Annotated in this window: 22 protein-coding genes; all 22 read left to right on the top strand. The window is 34.9% G+C overall.

The annotated features are described in order from the left end of the window. The first annotated feature begins 150 nt into the window (after positions 1-150). The 22 genes from sirA (at position 151) to H7J92_RS05980 (ending at position 17,015) form a co-directional block, all read left to right on the top strand. Positions 151-591, top strand: a complete 441-nt coding sequence (gene sirA, locus H7J92_RS06085; RefSeq protein ID WP_009497273.1) for a sporulation inhibitor of replication protein SirA — start codon at positions 151-153, stop codon at positions 589-591. Between the two features lie 111 nt (positions 592-702). After that, positions 703-939, top strand: a complete 237-nt coding sequence (locus H7J92_RS06080) for a YneF family protein (RefSeq protein WP_009497271.1) — start codon at positions 703-705, stop codon at positions 937-939. Between the two features lie 161 nt (positions 940-1,100). Then, positions 1,101-2,021, top strand: coding sequence for a tyrosine-type recombinase/integrase (locus H7J92_RS06075; protein WP_246602607.1), 921 nt, complete (start codon positions 1,101-1,103; stop codon positions 2,019-2,021). Continuing rightward, a complete protein-coding gene (locus tag H7J92_RS06070; RefSeq protein WP_221835977.1) occupies positions 2,018-2,167 on the top strand; it encodes a hypothetical protein in 150 nt (49 codons plus the stop codon). Before H7J92_RS06075 ends, H7J92_RS06070 begins: the two co-directional genes overlap by 4 nt. A 687-nt stretch (positions 2,168-2,854) precedes the next feature. Further along, on the top strand, positions 2,855-3,031 hold the full coding sequence (locus H7J92_RS06065; RefSeq protein ID WP_221835974.1) for a hypothetical protein: 177 nt from the start codon (positions 2,855-2,857) through the stop codon (positions 3,029-3,031). A gap of 48 nt (positions 3,032-3,079) precedes the next feature. Continuing rightward, complete coding sequence (locus tag H7J92_RS06060) at positions 3,080-3,607, top strand: hypothetical protein (RefSeq protein WP_221835971.1); 528 nt, start codon at positions 3,080-3,082, stop codon at positions 3,605-3,607. A 3-nt stretch (positions 3,608-3,610) separates the two neighbouring features. Beyond that, entirely contained in the window at positions 3,611-4,534 is a 924-nt protein-coding gene (locus tag H7J92_RS06055; protein WP_221835970.1) for a hypothetical protein, read from the top strand. A gap of 3 nt (positions 4,535-4,537) precedes the next feature. Next, on the top strand, positions 4,538-4,885 hold the full coding sequence (locus H7J92_RS06050; RefSeq protein WP_221835966.1) for a hypothetical protein: 348 nt from the start codon (positions 4,538-4,540) through the stop codon (positions 4,883-4,885). Between the two features lie 278 nt (positions 4,886-5,163). After that, a complete protein-coding gene (locus H7J92_RS06045) occupies positions 5,164-5,574 on the top strand; it encodes a hypothetical protein (RefSeq protein WP_221835965.1) in 411 nt (136 codons plus the stop codon). Between the two features lie 57 nt (positions 5,575-5,631). Further along, the gene (locus tag H7J92_RS06040; protein ID WP_221835962.1) at positions 5,632-6,480 is read left to right on the top strand and encodes an SU10 major capsid protein; all 849 of its coding nucleotides are present in this window, start codon (positions 5,632-5,634) and stop codon (positions 6,478-6,480) included. Between the two features lie 92 nt (positions 6,481-6,572). Further along, on the top strand, positions 6,573-6,743 hold the full coding sequence (locus H7J92_RS06035; protein WP_221835959.1) for a helix-turn-helix domain-containing protein: 171 nt from the start codon (positions 6,573-6,575) through the stop codon (positions 6,741-6,743). Positions 6,744-7,104: 361 nt separating this feature from the next. Then, the gene (locus H7J92_RS06030) at positions 7,105-7,956 is read left to right on the top strand and encodes a hypothetical protein (RefSeq protein ID WP_221835957.1); all 852 of its coding nucleotides are present in this window, start codon (positions 7,105-7,107) and stop codon (positions 7,954-7,956) included. 3 nt (positions 7,957-7,959) lie between these two features. Next, positions 7,960-8,154 (top strand): hypothetical protein, encoded by a 195-nt coding sequence (locus H7J92_RS06025; protein ID WP_221835955.1) that lies wholly within the window; start codon positions 7,960-7,962, stop codon positions 8,152-8,154. A gap of 527 nt (positions 8,155-8,681) precedes the next feature. Next, positions 8,682-10,082 (top strand): hypothetical protein, encoded by a 1,401-nt coding sequence (locus H7J92_RS06020; protein ID WP_221835953.1) that lies wholly within the window; start codon positions 8,682-8,684, stop codon positions 10,080-10,082. A gap of 79 nt (positions 10,083-10,161) precedes the next feature. Continuing rightward, positions 10,162-10,545 (top strand): hypothetical protein, encoded by a 384-nt coding sequence (locus H7J92_RS06015; protein ID WP_221835951.1) that lies wholly within the window; start codon positions 10,162-10,164, stop codon positions 10,543-10,545. Positions 10,546-10,547: 2 nt separating this feature from the next. Then, complete coding sequence (locus tag H7J92_RS06010) at positions 10,548-12,173, top strand: terminase large subunit domain-containing protein (RefSeq protein WP_221835948.1); 1,626 nt, start codon at positions 10,548-10,550, stop codon at positions 12,171-12,173. A 14-nt stretch (positions 12,174-12,187) separates the two neighbouring features. After that, positions 12,188-13,504, top strand: a complete 1,317-nt coding sequence (locus H7J92_RS06005; protein WP_221835945.1) for a phage portal protein — start codon at positions 12,188-12,190, stop codon at positions 13,502-13,504. 338 nt (positions 13,505-13,842) lie between these two features. Beyond that, positions 13,843-14,409, top strand: coding sequence for a tyrosine-type recombinase/integrase (locus tag H7J92_RS06000; protein WP_221835941.1), 567 nt, complete (start codon positions 13,843-13,845; stop codon positions 14,407-14,409). A gap of 399 nt (positions 14,410-14,808) precedes the next feature. Next, positions 14,809-15,615 (top strand): hypothetical protein, encoded by an 807-nt coding sequence (locus H7J92_RS05995; protein WP_221835940.1) that lies wholly within the window; start codon positions 14,809-14,811, stop codon positions 15,613-15,615. 85 nt (positions 15,616-15,700) lie between these two features. Further along, the gene (locus H7J92_RS05990) at positions 15,701-16,099 is read left to right on the top strand and encodes a phage holin family protein (protein WP_221835938.1); all 399 of its coding nucleotides are present in this window, start codon (positions 15,701-15,703) and stop codon (positions 16,097-16,099) included. After that, complete coding sequence (locus H7J92_RS05985; RefSeq protein ID WP_221835936.1) at positions 16,092-16,424, top strand: hypothetical protein; 333 nt, start codon at positions 16,092-16,094, stop codon at positions 16,422-16,424. The genes H7J92_RS05990 and H7J92_RS05985 overlap by 8 nt, the downstream gene beginning before the upstream one ends. A gap of 15 nt (positions 16,425-16,439) precedes the next feature. Beyond that, positions 16,440-17,015, top strand: a complete 576-nt coding sequence (locus tag H7J92_RS05980) for a hypothetical protein (RefSeq protein ID WP_221835935.1) — start codon at positions 16,440-16,442, stop codon at positions 17,013-17,015. Positions 17,016-17,150 lie beyond the last annotated feature (135 nt).

The raw sequence follows: 17,150 nt of genomic DNA, 5'->3' as shown, positions 1-17,150 counted from the left end.
TCTTAGTTATCTGACTGAGAGATGTGTTTTTTGTTTTATATCGCCGAATTCAATTCGTAACTTTCCGACAATAATAGTGAGGAAGTTTTCCGCAATGTGACATGATTTTGAAGGGACAAGCTCTATCATAGGTTCTAGGAGGTGTTCGCTATGAGGAAATATGAAATTTTTAAGATTAAGGCAGAATATCAATCCTTCATAATGGGACGTGAACGCTTATTGTTTGATTTGTTAGCCATGGGTCCTTCGACGAACTATCAAGAGATTGAATATTTATGTGACCGGCTAAATGAAATGGAACTGGATCAATTGATCCAACGTAAATTGGGAAAAAGTTTCGATGAATTGGACTCCTATCATAATGAATATCGATTGACACATCTAATTAAAGGCGAAGTTTTCATTAAAATGGGCACTCACTGCATACAGGTTTACTGTCAAGGCTCCAGGATGTTAGATTTAGATTTATTTGTTGCGCTTTCTAGTTCGACGGATCGATTTTTCGCGGTAATGAATGAGCAAGAGGAATGTGGATGGCTGAAGCCGGTTAAATATTCAGAGCGTATGCTCTTAGAAGATGTCGTAATGTAAAAATTTCCGCATAATTTATGAAGAGTCATTGCTATTCACTGCTGCTATGTTGTATAATCCTTCTTGGTAGTATGTAATCGAACTATTTTTAGTGAAGGAGGTATAGCAGCAATGAATTTAGTACTAGCGATTGTCTTAATCGTCGTCGCATTGATAGGCGGGGTAGCACTCGGCTTTTTCATCGCTCGTAAATATATGATGAATTATTTGAAGGAAAATCCACCGATCAATGAACAAATGCTACGTATGATGATGATGCAAATGGGACAAAAACCTTCACAAAAGAAAATTAATCAAATGATGGCTCAAATGAACAAAGTACAAGACAAGCCTGATAAAAAAAAATAAGCAAAAACGGTGATATGACAAGGTTTAGGGTTAATTAGGATATGGGTAGACAAGCATTTTTATTGCTCAGGTTTATCATTCCAACCTATTCCTTTTTCTATTTTCAATCCAATAAAAGACCACTTTAACTGATGAAAACTAAATCAGGGGAGGTGGTCTTTTTGTTGTTGTTAAGCGATTTGATTGAAGAACATATCTACCATGCGAAAGCAGAAAACTTATCCAAGCAAACAATCACCAATAAAACACATGAATTAGGTCATTTATGTTCGTATCTTGAAGAAAAAAGAGCTACCACAGAAATTGAGAAAATTACTGTACATGATTTAAGAGCTTATTTTAGATTCAAGCAAAAACAGGGCTTGCAACCACAATCAATAGTAGCAAAAATGAAACTTATTTCTGCCTTTTTTAATTGGTGCATTAAAGAGGAATATATAGAGGATAATCCAATGAGAAAAGTGGACAGACCAAAAGTACAAAAAAAAGTATTGGAAGGGTTCACACAAGAAGAGGTAGCCAAAATGATTAGCTCATTTAGTTATAAAAACTTCTATGAATGCCGAAATAAATCAATTGTAGCCATGCTTGCTGATTGCGGTCTGCGGGCAATGGAGTTACGAGGGTTAACGAATGAAAGCATTCGTGATACTTCTATTCTTGTAAATGGTAAAGGAAATAAAGAAAGAGTGGTTTATATTAGCCCTACTTTGAAACGGATTCTCATTAGGTATGAACGTATGAAGAAGAAATATTTTGAGGATAAAATTGTGAAATCCGATCATTATTTCCTTTCTTATCAAGGTGATTATTTGAGTCACGTATCACTGGATAAAGTTGTGAAGGAAGCAGGGGAAAGAGCGGGCATAACAGGTAAGCGTGTTTCTCCGCATTCTTTCAGGCATTTTTATGCAGTTACATGTATTGCTAATGATATTGACGTTTATACATTATCACGACTTTTAGGACATAGCGATATAGGCACAACGCAGCGTTATCTGAGCAGTATGACTGATTTGCAGATAGAAGAGAAAGCAATGAATACAAGCCCCTTGATGAATCTAGGGAGGGCTAAAAAATGAATAACGTAATAGATGACCTTAAAGATTGGCTCAATACATTCGATCACTCAACTGATGGCTATAAAGATACAGATGCTATCACCTGTATTCAAAATGCTATTGAGGAATTGGAGAAATACCATACTCACTACGACAACGAGAAATAGAACACAAAAAAGGACATATGCGACAACATATGCCCGAATCAAGACCTTGTTCCCACCACAACTGAATACGGTGAATCTTGACTTGTTAATTTTAATCCTACCAAAAAATTAGGATAATGGCAAGCTTATTTAACTATGCCTATTTTAGGTCAGGATTTGTCAGTGTGAGCAGCCGTTAAGCACACTTTAATAAATTACGTCAGGACATGCCCCTTCCACTGCATAAAATGGGGATAGATGACAACTAGCAGACTCCTTGTTTTCTGCTGTCATTGAAGGGTGAAAGCTACCTTAAAGTGCTGATGAAGGAGAGACAGGAGCAGATACGCTCGCAAGTTGTCCACATACCACTGCTAGGGCTGTCTGACGCAGTAGGACGAAGGGAAGAATATTCCTCAATAAACAAGGGCTATACGAAAACGGATACCATAACCCGATAGACAAAGTTAAAAATAGCGTTGATTGCCTATGTTTCTTGACTATTTTTTAATCTTGAAACGTAGGCAACAACTTTGCGACCAAAGCCGTTTTCCATACCACTCAACCAAAGTAAAAAAGCGTCTAATCAAATGTCAAGTAAAAGAACGTTGCAAATAAATTGCATTATTTTTACTGATAATTCATACTGATAGCGAAAGGTCAAATAAGGTCAAACCAATAAAAACTTGTTCGGAGGAGAAGATTGTTATGGAGAAAAATTTGAAACATGTTGCTTCTTTAGCTTTCACTATATTAATGCAAAGAGAAGTTGTGACAAAAGAAGAAATAGAGAACGCAAGTGTTTGGGGATATGATGGGATGCTTGAGCTACTGAATGAAAAGTATCAGGAGTATGAAAAAGAACACAATCAGGATGATTTGTAAAACAGTTCTTTTATTAAAATATTTTAATCACAAAGGAGAAGATGGTAAATGAGAAGATTTCCAAATGTGTCAGAGGTTATGGAGCAACATTTATTAGGATTTATTGACGAAACAAAGTTGCGTGAGGATTTTACCGACAAAGAGAAAGAAATGCAGATTGCAGAATATATGTTAGAACTTACAGGTGAGTTTGATAGAGTGGTAACAGAATTTGTGTCTGCTAATTATGAGGATGTACTTTCAAAAGCAGTTGAGTATTGGAAAGTGGATAATCCTGAAAAAATTGAAGAAATTGAGCATATGATTGACATTCCTGAGCCAATGATTGATCTTGTTCGTGATGTGGTAAATGGTGATGAAAACTATATTATTGATTATTGGGATATGGACAGAATCTATCTCAAAAAAGAAGATACGGAGTACATCATTAGAACATGGGATTTCATTGAAAGAAAAAAAGATATTGAAGTTAGATGGACATTTTTTAGAATGATTGAGCATGAAGATGGTGGGGGACATGGAGAAGAATTAAGCAGTGGAAATTATTATTACGAGTTACCAAAAGGAGAAGAATGAATATTGAACTTTAAACAGAAGATCATCCTCCACAACGATGGAAAATATGATTTAGCAGGCGAATTAATTTCGCTTGCTTTGTCTGATAATGTAGTTGATCTTAAATTATCATACAAGATTGTAGTCTATGGAGATAACTTAGATAAATATAGATGGCGACCAAAAAGGACCGTAGCAAAAGAGTTACCTGAATACTTTGTAGCAATAGCTTTGAAATCTGTTTTAGAGAAACATGCAAAGAAAGCATATGCACTTAGAAAAGGCTTTGAAGATGATGACGAACAAATTGATACATTGTACTTCCAATTATTAAAAATGGACATGCATTATACCGTTGATATGCTCGATAAGATTACAGACGGACAATTAAAGCAGATTGAGGATGATTTAGGCTACTGGGATAGTTTTGAGTGGTTTGAAATCTATGAGAAGTGGGTTGCTATTCTACCTGAAATTAATAGAGAAAAGCAGAAGTATTATGATGAAATTGTACCGCTTATAAGTGAATCGCTGAATGAAGTTCTTCCACTTGTCAATTTAGAGTTAGATGATAAACAGTTGGTGAAATATATTAGAGTTAGTACAATCAGACGAACTTATACAAAATTATCTAAGTTGCTCAACAGCCGTACATTTAGAATTAAAAATGAAATCTATCATGTGAATGATTATAAAATGAGCAATGAAAATATAAAGAGTTTATTGAAGGTGAAGGAAGAATTGCTCACTAAGGGGCAAGTAAAATTTATAGACGAATTGATTGATCTGATTGTAAAGGAAATTGAACTAAAGAATACAGACCCTTTCACGTTTGATAAAGAGGGATTTATTATAGGCATTAATAAAAGATATTTTGCTGATAAGATGGAGATTAATCGAGATACATTTAGACAGCGCCTGCACCGTATAGAAAAAGTGGGTGGATAATATATGAAATTACAGGTGGCGCATGAATCATTCAGTTTAGATATGAATTTAAAGGTTGAGGGCAAAAAGAAAGCGGTTGATGAATTACTGGAAAAGAAGTTGATATTCCATAATGAGTCTATGACAGTAGAAGAATATTTTAGAGAAACATGGTTCGATCCAGATACCATAAAGTGTATGGATACTCTCGGGTACTATTTATCTAAACAAGATGGAAATTCAGAAGTCTTATCAGGAGACAAACAAAAAGAAATGTCGAAAGGTTCTAAGAAATATACAACATTTTCTGGGTTAGATTATAAAGAGCAACTTATATTAGGATTGGCAGAAATTAATGATTGGTCTTCTTAAAATGTCACACTTTGCAGTATATATGAGGATGGTGTAGGGGATTTTTACTTAATATAAATAATTTGGTTTCCATTAAAACTCCTAGAATAGTGGTTGCCATATTCACGTTTATATTAGTTTGTTTACTATTTATAATTGCTCAGGGCGTGCTACTGCCATATAGCACGTCTATTTTTTATGCCCATCAGTAAAATATTTCAATAAATAATTTTAAGATAGTTGTCGCTCATGCGATAGCAACAAAATAAACATGCCAACAGGCAAAGGAGAAGAAGAAAGTGGAAACTGAAAATGTAGAAGTTGAAGAAGTAGAGGTCACTGAGCAGCAGCCTGAATCACCAGAAGCAGAAGCGCCAACAGTTGACGAAATGGAACAGACACAAAAAGAGAATGAGAGGCTTGTTGAAGAACTCAATCATAAGCTAGATAATTTATTTTCTAAACAGGTCACTCTCACACTATCACAACATGGGTTAGAAGCGTTCAAAGACATTGTTCATGTAAGTACACCAGAAGAGCTAGAGAGCGCTGTACAGAAGCTCACAGCCATTGTGAATGGTATTAAAAATGAAGCAAAGGTTTCAGCAGGTTATGTTCCGAAAGATAATTTAAAGCAAGACTCTTACAATGTAGCAAAAGAAAAAGGCGATACAAAAAGTATGATTAAAGCACTTTTCGGCAAACGTTGAAGAGTGTTTTTCTTATTGAACAAATAAAAATACAAAAACAGAATGGGGAAATTATATATGTTTAAAGTAGAAGATAATATTATTGATTTGAAAGATGTACTAGTTGAGATTAATAAAAAAGGAAATCCGTTCACAACATTCTTGTTGTCTAAAACAATTCGTGCGTCAGCACCACTGTACGGATGGGTACAGGAGGAAATCACCAATTCAGCCGTAACGCTTCCAGAGGGCGGAGATGCGCCTGCTTATGCTAAAGATACTCGTACACCTAAACAGGTATATTTGGAACTATTTGCGAACACAGCAACAGTATCCAACACTGCTCAGGCATCATCTCATCATGGTATTAGCGACCTTTTGGCTAAAGAAGTTGATTCAAAGACAAAGGCTATTAAGCGCAGAATTGAAAATAAGCTTATTCACGGTGAAGGCTCTTACGATTCAGTAACTGGCACATATCATGCTTCTGGCATCTTAGAGCAAATTGATTCGGATCACAAACTAACAGGTACTGAGTTCACTGATGTTCAATTTGAGCAAGCAGTAGAAAAACTTTATGATGCAGGTGTATCAGAGAATATGGTTGCTTTCCTACCTGCTCGAATGAAGAAGTCTCTTACAGATTCACAAGAGGTTGTATTCCTTGCGCGTGAAAAATTCCTAGGATTTGACGCAGAGGTTTATTCAACTGTATTTGGTACAGTAACTTTTGTTTTAACGGAAGAATTAGGACAAGGTAAAATGTTTATTGCTAATCCTGAATATATTGAGATGCCTGTACTAATTCCAATTAACGGCAAGCCAGAAAGTGCAAGCGGCTCTAAGCAGTCTGTTTATATTGAGACACAGGTAGGAATTGCGTTGCTGAATGAAAAGGCAGCAGTTTCATTTGAAATTACTGAATAATTAACAATAACTAGCTCTTACTCTTAATTGAGTAGGAGCTTTTTTATTATCCATTAGTTAAAAATTTTAATGAGAAGAAGGAGAGTCACAAAATGCAGAAAATTGAATACTTTTTAATGCGTAGAAATAAACGAATCACGCTCAAACAATTGGCTCAGGCGTGTTCTTGCAGTATCGGTTTATTGTCACTGTATGAAAATGACAAAACAAACATGGACGCTAACAAGGTACAGAAATATAAAGAATTTATCAGCAATTATTGATAGATACATTATGTCCTAGCTAAATATAAATCTAAATGAGAAGATGGAATAATATGTCATTTATGTTAATCAACGCACTATTTCAAACTTTAATCTGGTCAGTATTTTTAATCATAACTTTACACGGTTTTAGAAAACTTAATAAAAAGCAAGATTGGTAAGCTCTGGTTCACCACGAATCATTGTTAAAAAATAAATCACAAATAAGAATGGAGTTGAACAGATGAAAATGAAAAATTAGTTTCCTTTTTCTCAATTATGCAAGCAGCCGATTATTCGGTTATTTTCGTTAGTTTTTAAGAAACTACGTGAGAAAAAGGAAGCAACAAACTAAAGGAACTATTTTGCATTTCATTATATTATGCAGAAGAAAATCAAAGACTTAATGCCCCAGTGGGCGAAAATTAAACAGAATCGCAACCTCACACTAACCAACGATATGGACTCACTACTACTAGCCAATTTATTAAAACACTTATTTGGCTATGAGATTAATCATTTCTACTCATTCAATAAATTTGCCACTTTAGATCAATCAGATAAACGTCTGTCAATTGGGGCTGATTTGGCGCTAAATAAAGGCTATACGTTCTGCAATCACCTAGTCATGCCATCGTCAAATGGATTTAAAAACCCTGATAGCGTCAATCTAAATAATGCTCTTAATATCAGCAACGAGCAGTATTTCAAGAAGTATAATCTATCCTCATTGGTCACGGCATGGAGCTTATATGATATTCCACTACCCAAAACAGAAGAAGGTATGATGACCCTCTTGTGCATTGATTCAGCCTACATGGGATGGCGTAACCCTAAGTATCAATACATCATGGCTGAATGGTTAGAACGCCTAGAAATGACTGAACTAATTGATTTACTTACTAAATATTCACAGTCTGATTTCAATGACTTCAAGTTTGCCCATGAATTAGATACAGGAATTGTCTTGCGTAATAATGGTCAATTGGCATTCAATCCTACTGGTAAAAATCCATATGCATTTTCAGGATTAAATTTAGAGTGGATTGGTGAGCATTTAGGCTTTCCAGTGGAATTGCCAGAAGGTGAATTTACTGTAATTGGTGGATTTGATACTCAGGAAATTGAAGCAAGACAACTGAACAAGCAGATGTTAGATAACACATTCAGTATGGCTTTCACATACAGGAATCAAATTAGTCTTTCAACATTTAAAGAGAAGAGAGGTGCATGAGATATGGAACAACAACTTACAAGCAATGATTTCTTCTTCTGTTACACACGGATTCTATCAGAATACTTGAAGGAGAATGGTATTTTCTATTTGTTAAAAGCGAAATCAATCCGTGATGGAAATACTTTTACTCTCTATTTAAAGACAGATGAATTGCAAAAAGTTTTAAAAGAATATAATTTTCGCGTTGCAAAATAAGAGTTCCTTCTATATAAGATACAGTAGAGATAAATTATAGTTACTGTCAGCCCAAACTTGTTTGGGATGCAGAGCAAGGAATCGCTTTTGATTCCGCACGCTAGTGGCACTTATACTATTAATCTTTATATGAACAAGTTCAAGTGCCTAGCAAGTTGGATTCTCCAACTCGCTGTTCAAGCGTACCGCTCTCACTAATAAAATTTACAGAATAGGAGAATTGGAATATGAGAAAAAAATACTACGAATGTTACAGTTACAATTTAATGCAATTCTTGCTAGAGAATGGACAAATGCCTTTTAGTGTGACAGTACACAATAAGACGAAAAAGACAATTTGGTTATTTAATATTAATGAGAAATTGAGTTCTAGCTTGAAAGAATGGACAAAAAGAGGGAAAGAAAGAACGTGTTCAGTAGCAAATTAAAATGGGGACAAACTCACTCTATATGAAGGTATTATTTATATATACAGTGAGTTTGTCCCCAAATAAATTATAGAAAAATATGAATGGAGAATTATGAAAGTGGAAAAAACGACTATGACAATTATAGAAGCGTTGGGATTTTGCGTTGATAAAGATGTTAAGAATGCACAAAAGAGATTAGATAGTTTCTTGAAAAATGGAAAACTTGCTACCAATCAAAAGAAGACATTAAAAGAAGAAATGAAGCGATTTTATGAGAATGTGGAAGTCACCAGTGGGGGTAAACAAGGTAGGGTTATTCTATCCGGTATGAAAGATGAACCTACTGAACGGATCACTGGAAATTCCACTAATGGATATAAACAATCAGACGCTGAAATGATGCTTATTAGCGTTATAGCCGATACAGTAGCGACAAAATATGATGAAATCAAAAAGTATAAGTATGGTCTGAGCTATAACCAGTGGGCTTATCTATTAGGATTGCCAAAAGTAGATACATCTACTGAATATGAAAAGAAATCAGTTGAACATCTCAAAAAGCAATATAATATGGACGAAAATGAGTTCTTCAAGCCAAATGAGATTGTAGACGAGTTTAACCGAGCAATCAGCAACGTACAAAAGGCACTAATTCAAAAAGCCTTTAAAAGTATGGAAGGTGTAAAAGTTACGACTTACTATATTGCAGGTAAGCCTAACAAAGACAATCCTACTACAGTTGTATATGACGTTGTACCAGAGGAAAAGTATAAAAAAATGAAAGAAACTAGAAAAGAGATTTTGAAATATCATGGCTCAAGTCTGTATGAATATTTTAGTCATATTAAAAAACCAAAAAATGAACGAATGACAGAAATATTCAAAGCCGTTCGAGATGGTTTACAACTAGAATATGATGTAACGCAATTCCATGAACAGTCGAAAATAGAGTTTATCAATGAAGATGATGTAGAAGGCTTAAAGGTTCAAATTCTTACACCTGTAAAAGATTCTTTTTGGAGACATTTCAACCAGAGATCAATCACATATCGACATAGCAACAAAAATTACAAAATTTCTACCTACTTCTGGAAACGTTTCTACTACTTGAATACTTGCTATTTGCTAGAGTTAGACGAACTAGCAAAAAGAGAAATTGATACGGAATTAATGAAATCACTAAAAAAGTCATTTTCAAATGATTTTGCCAATTATTTGCATAGCTTTGATATGGACTACTACTTGCCAATCCAATTAAAAAAGGAAAGCGGTCACTGGGGAGATATGACAGTATTGTTATTGTCACGTCATATCGAGAGACTGGAGCAGTATCAAAATGAAATGAGTGTAGATAAGTCAGTTGTAGACGTAAAGGAGCAACTAGGAGACTTTTTTGATGCTACCGTTAAAGACTTCAAGCAAATTGAGCAAATACACCGTGAGCTTGAAATACAAGAACTTAATGAATGCTATATGTGGGAGTTGGATTTAGAGAATCAGATGCCGTCAGGATTATAAAAAGATTAATTCATGAACAGGGTGGGCGTTTGCTCATCCTTTTTTGTGTTCAATAAAATCAAAAAGGAGAAGATGAAATATGGATATATACAAGGCAATTAATAAATTAAGTCCTAAGAAGAAAACGTATGCACGATGGAGATTTAATCTGGAATATGACAAAAGTAAAGAGAAACATACACCTGAACGATTGTGTGAGATTCTGGGAGTAAAAACACTTTCAGAATATATTAAGTGGGAAAATAGCAATCAGTTTTTAGGATTGACCAATCTATATTTACAGACCAAATTTGCTAATGACATTGAGGACGTATATCTTGCCACAGTGGAGAAAGCAAAGGAGGGCGACGTGCAAAGTGTCAAATTAATGTTGCAGTTGCAAAAGGAGATCAAAGCAGCAAACAGGGAAAATAATAAGAAAAATCCAAATGATGATATGTTTGATGATTTGGAGCTTGATTGATTATGACTAAAAAGAAGTTACTTACACCTCAACAAAAAATTAAGATGATATTTGATGACTTTGAGTTATTTGCTAAGAATTTCTTATTTATTACAGATAATAATAATGATGTAATTCCGTTTGAAATTAATGAAGCTCAGAAGGATATTGAAAAGTTGATGAAAACTAATCGTTTTATAGTCGTAGGAAAAGCCAGACAAAGTGGAATTTCTACATTTGTGCTAGGACGTGCCTTGTGGAGAGCTTTAACAATGGAAAATGAAAATATAATAATTATATCTTATAAGAGTGATTCCGCAAAGTCACTTTTTGATACCTTGAAACGTATTAATGATTACATTCCTAGAGAACGCTACAAGGGTCTATTTCCTAGTGTGAAGAGAGATAACAGGGGAGAACTGCTATTTAGTAATGGAAGTAAAATTAGTAGTGTAACCGCTGGGAGTAAGTCCGTTGGACGTGGATCAACTTATACTTATATTCATTGCTCAGAATTCGCCTTTTGGCAATCACAAGAGCAACAATTATTGAGTTTAGAACAGTCCCTAGCAAAAGGTGCTAACAGTCAATGCACGATAGAAACAACAAGTAACGGTACAGGAAATCATTTCTTTAAATTATATACAGCAGCCATGAAAGGTGAATCCAAGTACATTCCTGTATTCATTCCGTTTTATCATAAATTATATAAGAAACAATTCAAATATGACCATGAACAAGCAATGGAATTTTATAAGTCCACTAACAAAGGAAAACGTATGAGCAAAGAGGATTTGGACGATGAAGAATTGTCTCTATTTGAAGCAGGAGCAAACTTAAATATGCTTGCGTGGCGTAGGTGGAAGATAATGGACATGGAAAGCGTAGAGCAGTTTTACCAGGAATACCCTGCTAATGCCATGCAATCATTTATAAGCACCGGAAACAGCGTTTTCGATCAATCTAAGGTGCTGAGTCGTATGAGTAATACTATTGAACCTCTAAGCCGTGAGGACGTAATACAGGGCATTGTGGACTTCCCTGAATACCTTGTAAAGTTTATAGGTAAGGGATTAGATATAATCCATCTACCAGTGCCGAATATGCGTTATTGGGGCGGTGCAGACGTTGCTAGTGGTGGTGGTGGCAATACAGATAGTTCAACTTTAACCATTTTAGATAGTGATGGACAGGAAGTATTACATTTTACAAGCAATAAAGTACCTGTATATGAGTTTGCTGAGATATTGAACGATTTAGGGCGTATCTATGGATATGCTTTTTTGTGCGTGGAGAGAAATAGTTATGGATTGCCTTGCATTGAGCGTTTAAGAAAAGACCATGAATATATGAACCTGTACAAGCAGAAAATCTTCAATGAGCGTGGAGTACGTTCTACTCAGATCGGGCTTACTACTTCTCAGAAAACAAAAGCTATTTTTGTATCTGATTTCAAAGAGTCGTTTGAAAAAGGATTAATCAATATTGATAGTCAGCAGACATTACAGCAGATGCAATTATTTGTAGAGTCAGAAGGCGGTAAAACAGGAAATAAGCGTGGAAATAGTAGCTTACATCATGATGACAGCGTAATTTCAGCATGTTTAGCCGTCCAAGCAATGAAAATGAACAAATACTATGTAGATTGAAAGGAATGGAATATATGAATTTACAAGAATATATACAGCAAGCACACGGTAACAGAGCCGATTGGTTTTTACAAGAAGTGAATAGTGTATCTAATGCTCAAAGAATACAGAAGGTGAAAGCCAATAAAAGTTACCTTGATGGGAATCATGATATTTTACAACGTGCGCCGTTCTATCATAATGGGGTACTTGTAGAGCCACGTAAGATAGTTATTAACCTAGCCAGACAGTTGATTAATTGGCAGACAAGCTTCTTGTTGCGGCATGATGTGGTGGTAGTAGGACAGCAAAGGGTAGCAGATGAACTGAATGAGGTAAGTAAGAGAGCAAAGTTTAATTTGAAGAACACTGAAATCTTAAAGAAACTATTATGTTATGGACAGTGTGCAGAATATATTTTTCTCGATAAAGGTAGGATTACCAGTAAGATCATTGACCCTTCACAATATACCCCTGTATACAACCGACATAATGAACTGATTTCACTGATTCAGTTTTACAGTTGGAATGGTAAAGATTATTATACAGTTTATGATGAAGAGAAAGTACAGGAGTATGAGAGCGTAAAGGGTAGGTTACAATTAACGGCTCAGTATGCTTCATTAACTGGATTGCCTGTAATCTATTCTAGTAATGATTTGATTGGTAACAGTGAAGGTAGAAGTGACTTAGAGGATTGGAAGGGTATTCTTGATGCTATTGAAATTTTGGTAAGCAAGTATTTTGATGCATTTGCAACCTTCTTAAATCCTATTCCGGTCGTATCTGGGCAACAGTTAAAAGGTGAGATGGATAAGAATATAGTAGGGCAGGGTATCAATTTGGACGATGGGGCTTCATTCTCCTTAGTGACAGGTAAGATGGACAGCAACACATTTAATTCACTTTATAAGACTCTATTCGATACGTTAATGCAGGTGTCTGCAACGCCTTCCGTAGCATTTGGAGACAGTCAGATCAGCAACGTGAGTGAGCAGACAGTCAAGCTATTATTCAGTTTAAGTGAAGTGAAAGCCAACCAGAACGAGAGCCATCTAAAGCATGGATTCAATAGAAGGTTTAGTAAGGTACGGACTCTATTAGAATTTAGAGGGTTTAAAATGTCAGATGATGAATTTTACTCAATTGATACGACATTTACCTATAATATTCCAATGAACGAGGGAGAAATTATTAGTAATATGCAGAAATTGAGAGAAATGAGTGGAATCAGTATTGATACACTTTTAGAAAATAATCCTTATGTGCAAGATGTGGAAATGGAAAAGCAAAGATTACAGTCAGAGGGAACGATAGGGGATAATATGGTAGACAGTAATAAGGAAGAATAATATTAAATAATAGGAAAAGGGATAGGGGAAACTTGAATGGAAACGTGATAGGTACAAGGAAAAGTGAGATAGTGTATATATTGAAAATTTCTCGCCTGTTATATAATGAACCGTCATTCATATTTAAAAATAAAAAATAGAGATGAAATTTCATTTTGTTAATGGCTTGATTTCCTGCTTAATGTATAATTGTATGGAGTCTAATCAAATGTAAGGAAATTAAAAAACCATACATCATAAACGTAGTATTATTAACGTTTATTCGTTGTGTTCTTTTCTAATGTATGGTAAAGTTGTATTAACATAAAAAACCGTACATTGGAAAGGGCGTAACTACTATGACAAAGAGTGTGGAAAATGTTCAACCTATAAGAACATTGGAGCAACATGTTGAGTTTATTGAAGCTATACGCAAAATGTCCCCAAAAACGGCAGACAGGAATGTACTACTCTACAATTTAGGTATATCAACAGGCTTGCGGATAGGTGATTTGGTAAAACTACGAATTGAAGACGTAAAAGGGAAAAGTAGTTTGCGAATACAGGAAGGTAAAACTAAGAAGCCTCGTACTGTCTACCTCGATAACATCATGGCGGATATAGCAGACTACCTTGAAAATATGGCATCAGAGGGCTACTTGTTCCCATCAGCAAAAGGTGGCTACATCACAACTACACAAGCTTACAGAGCGTTACAAAAAGCGGCTGATTATCTGGAATGGGATTGGATTGGAACACATACACTACGCAAAACTTATGGCTATCAATATTATAAGGCATATAACAACATTGTTGACCTATGCGAGATATTTAATCATTCATCTCAGGCAGTAACTAGAAGATATATTGGATTGAGAGAAGAAGAATTAGGAGTAACACAACGCAATTTTAAACCGTTTGGATGAAATTAATCTAAGGAGTGGCTTACGCTACTTCTTTTTTTATATGGTCGTTCATGCATAAAGATACGTGTGCGAGTGTTAAAGGTGAGTAAATATACGACCACTCTAACATAAAAATAGAATTGCATACCATATCAATTTTCTCACGCACAGGTTTTTCCTTATATTCCATTTATAACCTTCCATCTTCCATTCTGGCTTGTCAGGATGCTCTACAACGCCTCCTATTAATGTCCTAGAGTGATTCTCCATCTAACATCTGTAACGCCTTACAGAATAGAATAGCTATTAAATTAGATGAACCTATTTATAAAGATGTATTTATTTTGAAATTAGCTTCCAATTCTTATTCTTCATATGGTAGTATGGAATCATGATAATATTACTACAGGAGAGTGTTATATGAAAAGGGTTATATTAGCTAGTGTATTGATAACGATTCTATTAGTTGGTTGTTCAAACAAACCTAAAGATGTAAGTCAAGAATTTTGGGATAATGCTATTCAAACTACACTGTATATTGACAACTCCACGAAAAGTAATGAATCAATTGAAACGGATAATATTAATTCATTACTAGGGAAAGATGTTGCAGACATGACAGATGCAGAAAATGAAATCTATAAGGAAATACTTCAATTACAAGTAACCTCATTATTGGTTGGTATAGCAAATCTTACAGGTGAAACAGAAGGAACGGCTTTTGAAGACTATAGTGAACAATACAATAAATTAGAAAAACGCTTTGGTAATGCTAATTTGAGAAGCGGAAACTATGATGAGGATAAAATTGTTAAAACGGTAGCGGCAAGTAATGAAGAAGAAAGTATTGCAATAGAAGATAGACGATATTCATTTATGAATCAAAGAGACGTAAACCTAACAGCAAAGGAAGTACAGTACAATATGAGCAATCATATTGGTGAACAATTTTATTTGGAGGGTACAGTTGAAATCTGTGACTATTACAATTATGGTTTTACGAATGAAAAAGACTTGTTTTGTGCTAAACTAACACCTTTCGATGGAGGTTATTCCGATTCTTGGTATCTTTATTTTGGTAGAGACTCTTTTGCTGCCCTTTATGATCACCTTGTAAATTATGGAACGTTTGATTTAATGGTGATTGCAGAGATACCGAACCGAACTTATAAAAAAGGTCAAGGCAATATGGCAAGGGTGAAAAGCTCACAAGGTTATAAACCATAATTAATACTCTGAGTCACATCTAAATGATGTGGCTTTTTATTATGGAGCAAAAGGAAAGTTTTACAATTCGAGAGGATTTTATAATATGGAAAAATTACTATTTTTACTGTCAGTAATCGGCTCATGGCTTGCTTTCCTAGTGGGAGGTTGGCACATATCATTGACGGTGCTAGTCGTATTCATGATTATTGAGATTGTCACTTCATTCCTGAAAGCAATCACTATGAGAGAAATCGACAGCGTGAACGGTTATAAGAATTTTATTAAAAAGTTTGGCATCATACTAGCCATCATCATGGCAAACATGGCTGATCTATTAACAGGTAGTGACCTTCTATTCAGATCGGTTACTATCTTATTTTTTATTGGATTAATTGGCTTAGAAATCATAGAAAATTTAGGTCATATAGGCGTGCCGCTACCTGCACAACTCACAAAGTATTTACAGCAAATATCAGATGAAGGGAAAGAAGAAAATGAATAATATGGAGAGAATAAAATTAGAGACAAAAGGGATTCAATTGACAGATGATGAATTGATAATCTATTTACAGGAGAATGGGCTAGAACCTCAGTCACAATATCAGGCATCTAATCCAGAATCACAAAAGGCGGTATATACCACTACGCTTTCTATTTTAGAGAGTTTAGCAAACAATCCTGAAAACTATAAAAATATTAAATTGGATGACCTTTCTATAAGTCAATTTAGTGAAAATATACAAAAAAGAATTTATCACCTAACACGTAAAATTAGAGCAATGAAAACGGAAAGCAGAAATACAGATACATTTATGTTGTATCTATAAAGGTGGGAAAATGATATGAACAAATTTACAGGTATGCAGTCACTCAAAGACGCTTTCAATTCGATTGCAGTAGAAGTTTTAATTAATGATGAACCGCAACAAGCTTATATAACACAAGCCCATCTAGGAGAGAGTAGCCGGAAACATATGCATTCATTGCAGCCATTTAATCAAGGAGACTATGTTTCAATCGGGGAAGCGGTTTACATGGTCGTTGAGGACGTTGTGAATCAGCGTGGAGCTAAATATAAAGCAACTATTCAACATTGTAATTATATGATTCAGTTGCCGGGCGAAACAATTAGAGTGCCAGATGGAGTTGATAGTAGGGGAAGACCAAAATACAAGGAAATTGTACAGCCGGGAAAAGAATTGCACAGTATCGTTAATATGGATAGGGTCACAATGAATGGTTCACAGATTGTCGTGAATACAAGCGTTTATATGATGCTCATTCCAGATATTGAAGAAGCCAGAGAAAACGTCAAAGTTAATGATGAATATGACGTGTATGGTGAGATGATGGTAGTAGTTAATATTAATCGGTTGCGTACAGGTTTGATGGAAATTACATTGAAGGCTAAGCTTTAAAGATGAAAATTAACCATTTGATATAAATAGTAGACAAGTCAAGTAGGCATCTGGTATACTTTCCTTAATAGTTAAAGAGGTTATTTTATTGGTAAGAAATAGCGTCATATCAACGTTTGTACTTTGTTTGCCCAT

Source organism: Sporosarcina aquimarina (assembly GCF_019748715.1).
In the GTDB taxonomy this organism is placed as follows: Bacteria; Bacillota; Bacilli; order Bacillales_A; family Planococcaceae; genus Sporosarcina; species Sporosarcina newyorkensis.
The sequence above is the reverse complement of the archived record's forward strand: the minus strand, read 5'-3'. Positions and strand labels throughout refer to the sequence as shown.